Origin of the sequence: Zobellia sp. 1_MG-2023, assembly GCF_030549125.1 — a bacterium.
Classification (GTDB): domain Bacteria; phylum Bacteroidota; class Bacteroidia; order Flavobacteriales; family Flavobacteriaceae; genus Zobellia; species Zobellia russellii.
On the sequence record NZ_JAUOSY010000013.1, the window covers coordinates 19,736 to 32,009 of the forward strand.

Here is a 12,274-nt window from a genome sequence, read left to right on the forward strand (position 1 = left end):
TTTAAAGGTAAGAAATTACGTCCAAAAATAAATTTGATGCAAAGTTTTATCTACGAAACAAGAAAAGAGTTTAGGTAGTATATAGAATACGCTGGTTTTTATGAATTTTTCTGTCAAATTAATGGGCTATCTTTAACTTTGAAATTAGGCATGGGCTACAGTTTTGTGGATTGTTCTGTGGCGTAGATATTAAATTAAGTATGACTATATTTTCTTATCATTTGGCGAAAATACCATTTTCTACGGCCGTAAAAGGCGTATTCTCAAATCCTATTCCTAAGCATACAAAAGGTTTGATTCATACGGAATATATGTCTTCTATGACATTGGGTTCTGCTATTGTATCCCCATCAAGATTTTTAATTCGGGAGGTAGTGGTCTTTGCTCAATGGGAAAATGAAAATGCTATAGATGATTATTTAGAAGAAGAGAAATTTGGTAAAATTCTAGCTAACGGCTGGCATATTCGCTTGTCTTTTGTGCGAGAGTGGGGAAAATTTAAGGACTTTAATATTCCGGAACATAAATCCGAGTTAGATGGCCTAAATTCTCCTGTAGTAGCGGTTACGATTGCGAGAATGAAACCCTTTGAAATCCCACGGTTTTTACATTGGGGCAGACCTGTAGAAAAGTTGGTCCGTGACCACCCGGGAACTACGCTTTCTTTGGCTTCATTTAGATTTCCCAATACGGTATCCACATTTTCTATTTGGAGAACGGAGAAAGAAATGACAAATATGGTGCGGGGTCATAGTAAAGTGCCTAAACCCCAAAGACATGCTGTTGCAATGAAAGAAAGAGATAGGAAGAGTTTTCATTTTGAATTTACCACTCTGCGTTTTATACCCATCTCGGAATCTGGTTCATGGAAAGGTCAAGAGAATTTTGTTCCTAATCTTAAAGTAGATTAAATGGGGCTTGCTATCCTTAAGCAAAACGTACAGGATTGGATTACCCAACAGTGGGTTATTCTATTTGGGGAAAAAGTTGATGAAGATACTAGTAAGTGGCTTCTGGGGCCTTTTGGAACAAAAAACGGAATTGGAGAAAAGTTCATTCAAGAGCTGGCGCATAAGGAAGAGTTGAATCAAAATAAAAGTACCCATGCTAAAGGTATATTGCAATCCATTAATCAACTTAAACTACCTCAAACAGAGTTGGATAAATTGTCCAAAAATGTAATCGATTTTTATGAAAATACAAGTACTTATGATCTTGACTTAAAAGTGAAATGGAATCCCTTCTTTAAAGGGTTTGGTGTGCTTTTACGCCTATTGTTCAGTAATAGAATTGAACAATTAAATGTGCCTATTAAAAACAATAAAGATTCCAAGGCAATGACAAATGAAATCATTTGTTTGTTGGATGGTCAAACAAAAAAAGTAAAACGTACCATTTGGCTAAGAACCTTTAAAACCTCGGGACAAGTAGTGTATTCTGGGGTTTATGAAACTTGTATGATTCCAAAAGGGCAAACTTGTGTAAAAGCTATATTTCCGTTGCCCAATGGTAATGCTACGGTTATTTTAAGCCCGAGTGTTGGAAAGAACGGTGAATTAATTTTAACCTCTTCGGGGAAAACAATTGGTGATAGTGGATTTTATTTTTTACTGAACGATTCCAAGGGAAATAAATGGACTAAGTTTATTTCATCATTTAAAGATAAACTGGTGGTTAGTTCAGAAAATGGGAGCATTAAAGCAATACAGACCTTAACTTTGTGGCGATTTCGGGTTTTGAGTTTTGAATATCAAATCAATAAAAAGCATTCAAAGTACTAGGCAGGGCGTAGTCATATAAATAATATACCAATAGAAAAACTAAAACGCATATTGAACAGTATTCTTCCTATTACGGAAGAGGATTGGCAAGATATATTGCCTTACCTCTCAGTTGTTGGGTTTGAAGAAGGTGAACAGTTGCTCTGTCCGCCCCAAATATGCCGCTTTATTGCGTTTATCAATTTGGGGTCTTTGCGATCTTACCATACAAATGACCAACTGGTAGAAACGAATTTGCTGTTGAGGTCTGCTAATGAGTTTATTACGGACTATGAGAGCTTTGTAAGTCAACAGCCCTCTACCTTGTGGATACAGGGCATAGAAAAAGGGGAAGCTATTTTTTTGGATAGAACTGGCCTGTATTCTCTTTACGAAACCTCTTTTTACTGGAATAAATTTGGGAGAATTATTAGCGAGCAGATATTCGTAAATAGTAAACGGAGAACGGAACAACTGCTATTTTTAAATCCAACGGAGCGGTATTTGCTTCTCATGAAAAATCATCCTGAATATTTTCAAAAGTACGCTTTAAAACATATTGCGAGCTATTTGGGTATAACACCACAATCATTAAGTAGAATTAGAAATCAGGTTTCAAAGCATTAATTACCTAAAGTTAAGTCGTGATTTTGCAGTATTTCTAGAAATTAGCTCCCATTAAATAAATGGAGTAATTTTTTAAACCTGTACTTATGACTGTCATGATTTTATCCGCGATTTTATTTTTAGTTTTTGTTGCTCTCGGTGGCATCCATTTTTATTGGCTTTTTGGAGGCACATGGGCACTGAAAAGCGCGATTCCAACAAAAGGTAATGAACTGAACTCGCTCGCCATTCCTAAAATAGCCACGTTAATAGTGGGCCTTGTTTTGGTTTCGTTTGGGCTTTTATATCTTTTGAAGTCAGGTTTGATGCATTTTCAGGAACCTAATTGGATTATAAATTATGCATATTGGTTTATTCCTTCTATTTTTATTTTACGGGCGATAGGTGAATTTAATTATGTAGGTTTTTTTAAGAAAATTAAACATACCACATTCGCGAATGCAGATTCAAAAGTTTTTATTCCTTTATGCCTAGCAATTGGTATAATGGGAATACTGGTTCAATATCTGAGTTGAAGGAATTGAAAATCCTCTAAATTAGACACTATCTTTGAGTGGTAGAAAAAAGCAACAAATTAAGATGAAACTCCAAACCCAAATACCTTTACAAAAGGTCCAAAACCAAATTGACTATGAAAGTAGGTTAGTGTTGTTGGGTTCCTGCTTTTCGGAGAATATTGGGCAAAAATTCAGTTACTTTAAATTTCGCGAACTTCAGAACCCGTTCGGTATTTTATTCCACCCGTTGGCTATTGCCAATTTGGTCTCTCGTGCCGTATTGGGGAAGGTCTTTACGGAGGACGATGTTTTTTTTCACAATGAGCGTTGGCAGTGCTATGATGCCCATTCAGATTTAAGTGCGGTTTCCAAAGAAAGTCTGCTTAATGCCTTAAATGACGGAATTGAAAAAACTGCAAATCATCTGAAACAAGCTACCCATATTTGTATAACACTGGGTACGGCTTGGGTGTATAGACATACGGAAACAGATGCAGTGGTAGCTAATTGCCATAAAGTTCCTCAAAAACAGTTTTCAAAAGAGCTGTTGAGTATTGGGGAGATTACAGCTAGTCTAAACAGTATAATAGCATCGGTACAATCTCTGAACCCCAATGTACAGTTTGTTTTTACCGTATCGCCAGTGCGTCATATAAAAGATGGTTTTGTAGAAAATCAACGTAGCAAGGCACATTTAATAGCTGCTGTTCATGAAGTGATTGAAACTGCGAAGCTAAAAGTAGATTACTTTCCTTCGTATGAAATTCAAATGGACGAACTGCGCGATTATCGTTTTTATAAAGAGGATATGGTGCACCCAAATGCATTGGCGGTCAATTATATTTGGGAAAAGTTTAAATTGGTTTGGATTACGGAAGAGGCCCAAAAAACCATGCTTCAGGTAGATGCTGTTCAGAAAGGACTCCTTCATAGGCCTTTTCACCAAAAATCGGAACAACATTTAAAGTTCTTAAAATCCCTGGACCTTAAAATATCCAATCTTCAAAAGCAGTTTTCATTTATGGATTTTTCAAGTTAAGATTCAGGGTGTTAGAATCCGCTTTCCGTTTCGTCAATTTCAATATGTATTGTAACTTCATCTTATGAAAAAAGTATTTGTAGGCGTCTTGATTACCTTGGCCGCTGTTTTGGTTTTTCGTTCGTGCGTTGCCGATAGGGAGGAAAAATCCATCCTTGAAGAAAATAGTATGCTCATACAGACGCAAATAGACAACGTAAGCAAATTAATAGTTACCGAAGGTCACTTTGCGGAAGTCTACAATTACAAAGATTCTAAGATGCTTTTTGGGCCTTTTATTTCCGCGGAAAAGAAAGCGTTGGTCGTGGTAAATGCCGATGTTACCATTGCCTACGATTTAAGTAAAATTAATTTTGAAGTGGATGAGGCAAACAAGACTTTACACATCAAAAGCATACCGGAGCCGGAAGTAAAGATCAGTCCGGATTTTGAGTATTACGATGTTACTTCGGACTATTTAAATATGTTCGATGCCAGTGATTATAATAAAATCAAGAAAAACGTAAATGCTTCCCTTATGAAAAAAGTAGAAGCATCGGCTTTAAAAAAGAACGCTGAAAACCGTCTGATCAGCGAACTTCAGAAATTCTATATTTTAACCAATTCCATGGGATGGTCTTTGGTCTACAATGGTCAGCCGGTAGAAGAGAATCTGCCCCAAATACTTTTCAAGGATTAGATTTTACCTATTTGGCAAAAGTATCTGCCCAAATCATGTATTGGTCCCAGTCGTATTCGGTTACATCGTGTTTTCCGGCTCTCATATGGTAGGCTAGGGTTCGCTGAATAGGCTTGTCAACCTCATGAACATCTGTAAGGGACAGTCCTTTTTTTCCATATAGCTCATACACTTTAGACGCATATTGCGAAGATAAGAACTCACCTTTGGGGTCTGCCCACTCATCTTCAATGGCACTGGCTACGTACAATGGCCTTGGAGCGATCAATGCCAGTAACTGATGCTGGTCTACAGGTAGTGTTTCTTCTCTGTTGCTGTATTTTTTAAAGCTTTGGGAAAACCAATGTGGAAAGGAAGTAGTAATGTGCTCTATGGTCTCTCCATACTTTCGTTTGGATAAGGCCGCACCTCCACAACCCGAATTATTACTGATTACACCGGAGAATCTAGGGTCTGTTACACCTGCCCATAAAGCTGCTTTTCCTAGCCTTGAGTGCCCAAACACTATTACATTAGAAATATTAGTGTCGTTTTCTAAGTAGTCCATAGCGCGACTAAGTCCAAAAGCCCATGCGGCTATGCTGCCCCATTCGTTGGTCCTTGGCCGGGTCTGTTCTTCGGTATAGTATAAACTGTGCAGTCCATCCGAAAAGTCATTTTTATCCGGGTCAATTTCTCCATAATATACTGTGGCGAGACCGTATCCCTTTTCGAGCATTTTGGTTATGGGCCAGCGGTTGGTTCGCACGCCTCGCGAAGCTTCTGTAGCTTTGTTATTGCTTATCTTTAAATCGTCGTTGTTGGCATTCCAAGCTTCGGTGATTATGACCTTGGGGTCGTTCGTTACCGTGTGGTTCCCATGAAAATTATAGCCTAGGAATACAGGTGCGTTTTCATGTCCGTTAGGAAGGTATAAAAGGATGTTGAAATTTAACGTCCGTCCGTTTTTCTTTAAGCCAACCGCAATTTGTTTGCGTTGTGCTTTTCCCTCAAATGCATTATTATCTTGTTCTATGACTTTAAAGGAGTACTCGTCCAACATGGCAGGGACCTTGCCATATATTTGCTTTTCAAAAAACTGATAGATTTCTAGTTTTCTATTTTTTTCCCACTGATCGGTATCCGTTATCGCTCGCCCACTAAAAGAGGTGAGAGGGTCTGGAACTGAGAATTTTGGTATTCTGGTCTCATCGTAATTAGCTTCGGGTTGTGCCAATAGAATGGTACTGAAAATTATAAAAAAGAGAGAGGTTATTCGTTTCACGGCGGTTTGGTTTGGGGTCAATTAGGAAATATAGGTTTCTAGTTCAAATTTTCTGTTTCACATGTTTGGTTTACCAAATTTAGGCCATCATCTATTAAATGTCCAACCTTTGGATTGTTCAGTTTTACTGATTGTAAATGTTCGGATATCTCATGGGCAAACTCATGGTCTCCGTTTTCTTTGGCAAGCTCGTAGAGTTCAACGGGCAGGAGCCAATCACCTGGGTAATTATCCCTTATGGCTTCAAAAACCTTGTGTCTGGAGATAGTAATGTTCTTGCCTTCCCGGAAGTGTCGAACCTGTTCGTAATATTGTTCCAATTGGCTCTGAGAAGCGTTTCCTTCTGATTTTATGGTCGTGGATGACACTTTATGGGTAACCAGGTCAAAACTGTTCAAATCTGCCGGACCGTTAAAAGCCGAAACAATTTCGCTACCTACGGCCATACTGTAAAGCTCTTCCTTGCTTTTAAAAAGAACATTGTCCTTATAGGTTACCTTACAATCTTTAAAGGTGACCAGAATAATATCTCCTTGCAGGTTTCGGGTTCCCGTAACGATTTCTCCGGCTATTTTTATATGTCCTTCAAATTCTAAAGAAATGCGTTGGCCTTCAAAAATATTATAAGCTTTTAGGTCAAGCGGACTCATATCCTCAATAGCCAAGTTTATTCCTTTTAACTTGCCCAATGGGGACCCAAAACCGGTAGCGTGCTGTTTTGTACTGTGCCCTACCAATTCTTTGTCGCGGAAGGATAAAGCCGTAGCTCCAACCGTCTGAAAGAAAACAGGCTTACCATCATGCGCTATAACGCTATCAAAATTACCTGAGATCTGTAAGCCGGTACTCAGTTCTATAGTGCCCAGCTCTTTGGAGGCAATCAGTTTTTTAATTCCGCTCAATCCGCCTTTGCGTAAAGCCATGGTATTCGCAAACTCCTCTAAAACTTGACTCAAGTAAGCAAAATCCGGAGTAACAAAAAGTTGAGGTTGGGGTTGTGTAATGTCAAAAGACGTGTACGCCGCATCTAAGGAATACGGTTTTTTCATGACTTCATCCGTCATGCACCAGGCGCTTTCTCCAATAGAAGAAAGTAGTCCTGCACCATAAATTTTAGGATTTTCAGGTGTTCCGATAAGTCCGTATTCTACGGTCCACCAATGTAAATTTCTTATGAGTGCAATTTCACTGGGTTCACCCATATTGTTCTGAAGATCTTCAATATGTTTTTCGGCTTTGTCAATTTCATCCTGTGGTGTGCCTTGGGCCTCTTTTATAATTGAAAGGTGGCGCACCGCTTCGTAAAGCTCATAGTCTTTGGCATTTGAAATGGCCTTTGAACCAATCTCGCCAAATCTACGTAAGTACTCTGCATATTCAGGATTGGCAATTATTGGGGCATGCCCTGCGCCTTCATGAATAATATCTGGGGCAGGCGTATATTCTATATGGTCTAATTGCCTAATATCCGAGGCAATAACAAGCACGTTGTATGCCTGAAATTCCATAAACGCAGAAGGCGGAATAAAACCGTCTACGGCAACGGCCGCCCAACCAATTTCTTTTAAAATACGGTTCATACCGTACATATTGGGAATGTGGTCTATAGAAATTCCTGTTTTTTGTAACCCATCTAAATAGGAAGAATGTGCTACCTTACTTAAATAATCTACGTTTTTGCGCATTACATATCTCCAAACGGCCTGGTCAATAGCCGAGTATTCATTGTAGTCTTGCGGTTTTATATACTGCTGCAAATGTGCAGGTAGTTTATCAAGTACAGGATTACTAGTGTATGTCATACAACAAAATTTTCTGTTATAAAGATACAAAAAAGGGTAGAGCGCTTTTTCTAATATTTACAAGGACTAAGTTGGGTGTAAAAAAAAGCCCTTTTTGATGAAAAGAGCTTTTGTCATTAAGACTTATATTAGTTAAACCAACCTACTTTGTGGCAACAATGTTGGGTGGGTATTGCATTAAGATTTCTGATACAAATTCTCTAATTCTCTCTTCTTTCTTGGCAATGTTACTAGTGTTGGTAAGGTTGCCAACGCCTTTACCTTGCCACACCAATTCTTTGCTTTTGGAGTCTATAAGGTCTATGTATAATGAACCTTCCGTACGAGTGCTGACGTTATTTCCGCCCCAACCGGGACCCCAGTAGTATGGGTTCCAGCCCCAGCCCCAACCACCGCCCCAGTAGTTGTTATAAATGTCAACCTGTTCCTTTTCTTTAGTGAAAATGCTTATCAGAATGTCTGGGTTTTCAGATTTGGTAAAACCACGTTTGGTCATTTCGGCTTCAATAGCTCTTAGAATTCTCTTTTTGTCCAAATCGGAAATCTGGGCTTTGTCAATTCCGGTTTTATAAAACGCGTAGGATTTATAACTGTTGAAGTTAGCCTCTTTGTCGTAATCCGAAAGCACACGTACCGATGTGCAGGAGCTTAAAAACAACAACACGAGCATTGGCACCACTAAAATTTTAATCTTTTTCATAACGGATAATAGTATTTGGTGTTAACACATCATTTTCTTTTTAAAATAGTCTCAAAAATCATGCCGAAGAACCGTATTTATTGACGGTTAATCTTAGGGTCGTAGCCGTATGGGCAATGTCTGCAACCACTCTCGCAACAATACCCTCTTTTTAAGTGGTACTGTTTTGTAAATACTCTATACCCTTCTTCGGTTAGGTAAAAGTCGCCTTCCTCGGGCGGAATTATTTTTTTCATTAATTTATCTTCCGATACCTTGTTTAGGTTAAAATTACTGCATTTTGTTGATAGAGTACTTAAATCCATCTTAAAACCGCACATTTTACAGGGTTTAGGTGTATTTTAACGAATGATTACAATTATTGGCAACAAAGTTGTGTTATCCCATTAAGATGGTTCAACAACAATCAATTTTGTTTTGTACCATTTAAACCTTTGATTATGATCTTAGTCTTTAAACATTTTTTTTATAAGAATTATGTTGGTCTATCACTTTGGCCATTCATTATTCTTAAGCATGATGAACTCAAAGAAGATATTGTCTTGATCAATCATGAGAAAATCCACTTAAAACAACAACAGGAACTACTTATTGTTTTCTTCTACTTTTTCTATATATCGGAATGGCTTATTAGAACGGCCATTTATTTTGATAGTTATAAGGCATATCAAAACATTAGCTTTGAACGCGAGGCTTATTCAAACGAGAAAAATTTGAATTATACTAACGAACGCAAAGCCTTTAGTTTTATTAAATATCTTTCAAATTAGCCTGTACAATACTTCCGGTCTAATTAAAACAGAACTTTAATACCACTGTTTTTCGCCCTACTTTTGCGGAGTATGCGAGAAACTGTTAAAAATCAAGAAATTCATTTACCCATTTTTGAACAAAAAAAGGTAACCCTTGTACTTAAGAGGGAGGATCGTATTCATCCGTTTATTTCTGGAAATAAATACAGAAAACTCAAATACAATTTAGAGGAGGCAAAATCTAAAGCGCTGAACACCCTGCTTACATTTGGAGGGGCGTATTCCAATCATATTGCCGCAACGGCCTATGCCGGAAAACTACACGGTCTACAAACCATAGGGGTAATACGTGGGGAAGAACTGGCTCAAAAATGGCAAGAAAATGCTACTTTAAAACTGGCCAATTCCCATGGTATGCAGTTTAAATTTATTTCTAGGGAAGCTTTTAGGAATAAGAATAATGCACAATTCATCAAGGATTTGAAAGAAGAATTGGGCGCTTTTTATCTTTTGCCCGAGGGTGGAACCAATCCTTTGGCCATTAAAGGTTGCGAAGAAATCTTAACAAATACCGATGCTGGTTTTGATGTAATCTGCTGTGCTGTAGGTACGGGCGGTACTATTGCAGGAATAAGTAATTCTGCTTTTGCGGCTCAAAAAGTTTTGGGGTTTCCGGCGCTCAAAGGCGATTTTTTACAAGAAGATATTCGTAAATTCGCAGCAAGGGAAAATTGGGAACTTATAACGGACTATCATTTTGGAGGTTATGCAAAGGTCAATGAACACCTCATACATTTCATAAACGATTTTAAGAGTAAGACCCAAATACCTCTGGATCCGATTTATACGGGCAAGATGATGTATGGTATAGTAGATCAGGTCACAAAAGGATATTTTCCCCCTAACACAAAAATTTTAGCAATCCATACAGGAGGGCTCCAAGGTATTGACGGAATGAACCGTAATTTGCAAAAGAAAAATCTACCATTATTAAGCCTATGATACGTAGCGTTATAGCAGTAGCTCTTGTGAGCCTATTTTTTATTGGATGTAAAGCAAAACGAACGGTAGCCACCCGTAGTGAAACTCCACGGAAGAAAACGGAAGCTGTAGTGGTTAAGAAGGAGACTAAAAAAGCAGATGACGGTCTGTACCCTATGCCAGATGATACGGGTGAATTTATTCATTTTAGTATTGAATCTCCGGAGGAGTATGTTGAGACATTTTCTGAAATAGCCCAAATGGAAATGAAGGCTTTTGGTATTCCTGCCAGTATTACATTGGCACAAGGGTTGTTAGAAAGCGGACTGGGAAAAGGGGCTTTGGCCTTAAAGACCAACAATCATTTTGGAATAAAATGCCATACCGGTTGGGAGGGCGATTATGATTTTCATGATGATGATGAAAAAGGGGAGTGTTTTAGAAAATATAACCACCCCATGTATTCGTACCGCGATCACAGTATATTTTTAAAAGGTCGTTCACGTTATGCATTTTTGTTTGATTATAGTAACGATGATTATAAGAGGTGGGCAAAGGGCTTACGACAGGCCGGTTATGCTACGGATAAACATTACCCGCAAAAATTGATATCGCTTATTGAGCGGTATGAATTGTACAAGTATGATACTGAGATTGCCAAACAAGGCTATGGCAAACCAAAAGAAAAACCCGTAATAGCGGCGCGTACCCAGAATAAGGTGCACGTGGTCAAGAAGGGAGATACGTTATATTCAATTTCCAGGGCGTATTCTGTTTCTGTTGATGATTTAAAACGATGGAACTACATGTACGACAACAATCTGGATATTGGTCAAAAACTTACTGTTAAGACTCAAAATTTCAATAAATAGATGTTATATCAAAGAAGTAGCGCCCTATTTGCCGAGGCGCAAAAATATATACCTGGAGGTGTCAATTCTCCAGTACGTGCTTTTAAGGCCGTAGGAGGCGACCCAATTTTTGTAAAAAAGGCCAAAGGTGCCTATTTGTATGATGAAGATGATAATCGGTTAATTGATTATATCGCTTCATGGGGTCCGTTAATTTTGGGCCATGCCCATGAACCTGTACTTAATGCGGTAATTGAGAAAGCAAAATTAGGAACCTCCTTTGGAATGCCTACGGAGATTGAGACCCAGTTAGCGCAACTGGCAGTTTCCATGGTACCCAATATTGATAAAATTAGATTTGTGAACAGCGGTACGGAAGCTTGTATGAGTGCAGTACGTTTGGCCCGAGGGTATACGGGAAAGGATAAAATCATCAAATTTGCAGGGTGCTACCATGGCCACTCAGATTCTTTTTTAATACAGGCGGGTAGTGGTGCCGTAACTTTTGGTAGTCCCAACAGCCCTGGGGTAACCCGAGGTACCGCAAAGGATACGCTTTTGGCCACCTACAACGATATTGAAAGCGTACGAGCATTGGTTGAGGCCAACAAAGGGGAAATTGCAACCATAATTATTGAACCTGTAGCAGGTAATATGGGTTGTATTATCCCTTCGGATGAATTTATAAAGGGACTTCGCCAACTGTGTACCCAAGAAGGTATTTTATTGTTGTTCGATGAGGTCATGACCGGTTTTCGTTTGGGCAAAGGTGGCGCTCAGGAAGCACTAGGTATAGATGCTGATATTGTTTGTTTCGGAAAAGTTATTGGCGGAGGTTTACCGGTAGGTGCTTTTGCGGCAAGAGCTGAGATTATGTCTCATTTAGCTCCTGAAGGCCCCGTTTACCAAGCAGGAACATTGAGCGGTAATCCATTGGCAATGGCCGCAGGTCTAGCTATGCTAACGGAACTTAACAATAAACCAGAGGTTTTTGAAAGTCTGGACAAAAAAACCGCTTACCTTCATGAAGGTTTGGATTCTGTTTTAAAGACGAAAGATGTTCCGTACCAAATTAACCGATTTGGAAGTATGATATCCGTACATTTTACGGAAGAAGCCGTGGTAGATTTTAATAGTTCAGCTAAGGGAAACAATGATACCTTTAAAAAGTACTTTCACGGTATGTTGCAAAACGGTGTGTACTTACCACCAAGTGCTTTTGAGAGTTACTTTTTGAACGATGCCCTCAGCTATGCAGATATAGATGAGACTGTTGCAGCTTTAAAGAAAGTGAATCTATAGGTAGTTGTTACAATGCCGGA

General features: G+C 38.8%; 14 protein-coding genes. 10 read left to right on the forward strand and 4 right to left on the reverse strand.

Going from position 1 to position 12,274, the window contains the following annotated elements; translation table 11 throughout:
* Positions 1 to 200 precede the first annotated feature (200 nt).
* From Q4597_RS18790 to Q4597_RS18815, 6 genes are all read left to right on the forward strand, one after another.
* Positions 201 to 911, forward strand: coding sequence for a hypothetical protein (locus Q4597_RS18790; RefSeq protein WP_303407633.1), 711 nt, complete (start codon positions 201 to 203; stop codon positions 909 to 911).
* Positions 912 to 1,781, forward strand: coding sequence for a hypothetical protein (locus Q4597_RS18795; RefSeq protein WP_303407635.1), 870 nt, complete (start codon positions 912 to 914; stop codon positions 1,779 to 1,781). It abuts the gene before it with no gap.
* A 51-nt stretch (positions 1,782 to 1,832) separates the two neighbouring features.
* Positions 1,833 to 2,387, forward strand: coding sequence for a Crp/Fnr family transcriptional regulator (locus tag Q4597_RS18800; protein WP_303407636.1), 555 nt, complete (start codon positions 1,833 to 1,835; stop codon positions 2,385 to 2,387).
* An 86-nt stretch (positions 2,388 to 2,473) separates the two neighbouring features.
* Positions 2,474 to 2,902 (forward strand): DUF3995 domain-containing protein, encoded by a 429-nt coding sequence (locus Q4597_RS18805; RefSeq protein ID WP_303407638.1) that lies wholly within the window; start codon positions 2,474 to 2,476, stop codon positions 2,900 to 2,902.
* A gap of 64 nt (positions 2,903 to 2,966) precedes the next feature.
* Entirely contained in the window at positions 2,967 to 3,923 is a 957-nt protein-coding gene (locus Q4597_RS18810) for a GSCFA domain-containing protein (RefSeq protein ID WP_303407640.1), read from the forward strand.
* Positions 3,924 to 3,987: 64 nt separating this feature from the next.
* Complete coding sequence (locus Q4597_RS18815) at positions 3,988 to 4,602, forward strand: DUF4230 domain-containing protein (protein WP_303407642.1); 615 nt, start codon at positions 3,988 to 3,990, stop codon at positions 4,600 to 4,602.
* Between the two features lie 7 nt (positions 4,603 to 4,609).
* On the opposite strand, the gene Q4597_RS18820 is transcribed toward Q4597_RS18815, so the two are convergent.
* The 4 genes from Q4597_RS18820 to Q4597_RS18835 all read right to left on the reverse strand — a co-directional run bounded on the left by Q4597_RS18820 (position 4,610) and on the right by Q4597_RS18835 (position 8,604).
* Positions 4,610 to 5,866: an acetylxylan esterase gene (locus Q4597_RS18820; protein ID WP_303407644.1), complete on the reverse strand. Its 1,257-nt coding sequence runs from the start codon at positions 5,864 to 5,866 to the stop codon at positions 4,610 to 4,612.
* A 38-nt stretch (positions 5,867 to 5,904) separates the two neighbouring features.
* Positions 5,905 to 7,668, reverse strand: a complete 1,764-nt coding sequence (locus Q4597_RS18825; protein WP_303407646.1) for an aromatic amino acid hydroxylase — start codon at positions 7,666 to 7,668, stop codon at positions 5,905 to 5,907.
* A gap of 142 nt (positions 7,669 to 7,810) precedes the next feature.
* Complete coding sequence (locus Q4597_RS18830) at positions 7,811 to 8,368, reverse strand: DUF4136 domain-containing protein (protein ID WP_215913947.1); 558 nt, start codon at positions 8,366 to 8,368, stop codon at positions 7,811 to 7,813.
* 77 nt (positions 8,369 to 8,445) lie between these two features.
* Positions 8,446 to 8,604 (reverse strand): DUF5522 domain-containing protein, encoded by a 159-nt coding sequence (locus Q4597_RS18835; RefSeq protein WP_303407704.1) that lies wholly within the window; start codon positions 8,602 to 8,604, stop codon positions 8,446 to 8,448.
* A gap of 204 nt (positions 8,605 to 8,808) precedes the next feature.
* Here Q4597_RS18835 and Q4597_RS18840 point away from each other — a divergent pair, with 204 nt between their 5' ends.
* The 4 genes from Q4597_RS18840 to hemL all read left to right on the forward strand — a co-directional run bounded on the left by Q4597_RS18840 (position 8,809) and on the right by hemL (position 12,254).
* On the forward strand, positions 8,809 to 9,138 hold the full coding sequence (locus tag Q4597_RS18840; protein WP_215438142.1) for a hypothetical protein: 330 nt from the start codon (positions 8,809 to 8,811) through the stop codon (positions 9,136 to 9,138).
* Positions 9,139 to 9,210: 72 nt separating this feature from the next.
* On the forward strand, positions 9,211 to 10,122 hold the full coding sequence (locus tag Q4597_RS18845; RefSeq protein WP_303407647.1) for a 1-aminocyclopropane-1-carboxylate deaminase/D-cysteine desulfhydrase: 912 nt from the start codon (positions 9,211 to 9,213) through the stop codon (positions 10,120 to 10,122).
* Complete coding sequence (locus Q4597_RS18850; protein WP_215913949.1) at positions 10,119 to 10,973, forward strand: glucosaminidase domain-containing protein; 855 nt, start codon at positions 10,119 to 10,121, stop codon at positions 10,971 to 10,973. The genes Q4597_RS18845 and Q4597_RS18850 overlap by 4 nt, the downstream gene beginning before the upstream one ends.
* The gene (gene hemL, locus Q4597_RS18855; RefSeq protein WP_303407650.1) at positions 10,974 to 12,254 is read left to right on the forward strand and encodes a glutamate-1-semialdehyde 2,1-aminomutase; all 1,281 of its coding nucleotides are present in this window, start codon (positions 10,974 to 10,976) and stop codon (positions 12,252 to 12,254) included.
* The last annotated feature ends 20 nt before the right edge of the window (positions 12,255 to 12,274 follow it).

Bases quoted from the DNA above. Each gene is read 5' to 3' on its own strand.
- Q4597_RS18805 (WP_303407638.1), top strand. From the start codon at position 2,474: ATGACTGTCATGATTTTATCCGCGATTTTATTTTTAGTTTTTGTTGCT.
- Q4597_RS18815 (WP_303407642.1), top strand. From the start codon at position 3,988: ATGAAAAAAGTATTTGTAGGCGTCTTGATTACCTTGGCCGCTGTTTTG.
- Q4597_RS18845 (WP_303407647.1), top strand. From the start codon at position 9,211: ATGCGAGAAACTGTTAAAAATCAAGAAATTCATTTACCCATTTTTGAA.
- Q4597_RS18810 (WP_303407640.1), top strand. From the start codon at position 2,967: ATGAAACTCCAAACCCAAATACCTTTACAAAAGGTCCAAAACCAAATT.
- Q4597_RS18790 (WP_303407633.1), top strand. From the start codon at position 201: ATGACTATATTTTCTTATCATTTGGCGAAAATACCATTTTCTACGGCC.
- Q4597_RS18840 (WP_215438142.1), top strand. From the start codon at position 8,809: ATGATCTTAGTCTTTAAACATTTTTTTTATAAGAATTATGTTGGTCTA.
- Q4597_RS18825 (WP_303407646.1), bottom strand. From the start codon at position 7,668: ATGACATACACTAGTAATCCTGTACTTGATAAACTACCTGCACATTTG.
- Q4597_RS18795 (WP_303407635.1), top strand. From the start codon at position 912: ATGGGGCTTGCTATCCTTAAGCAAAACGTACAGGATTGGATTACCCAA.
- Q4597_RS18830 (WP_215913947.1), bottom strand. From the start codon at position 8,368: ATGAAAAAGATTAAAATTTTAGTGGTGCCAATGCTCGTGTTGTTGTTT.
- Q4597_RS18835 (WP_303407704.1), bottom strand. From the start codon at position 8,604: ATGAAAAAAATAATTCCGCCCGAGGAAGGCGACTTTTACCTAACCGAA.
- hemL (WP_303407650.1), top strand. From the start codon at position 10,974: ATGTTATATCAAAGAAGTAGCGCCCTATTTGCCGAGGCGCAAAAATAT.
- Q4597_RS18850 (WP_215913949.1), top strand. From the start codon at position 10,119: ATGATACGTAGCGTTATAGCAGTAGCTCTTGTGAGCCTATTTTTTATT.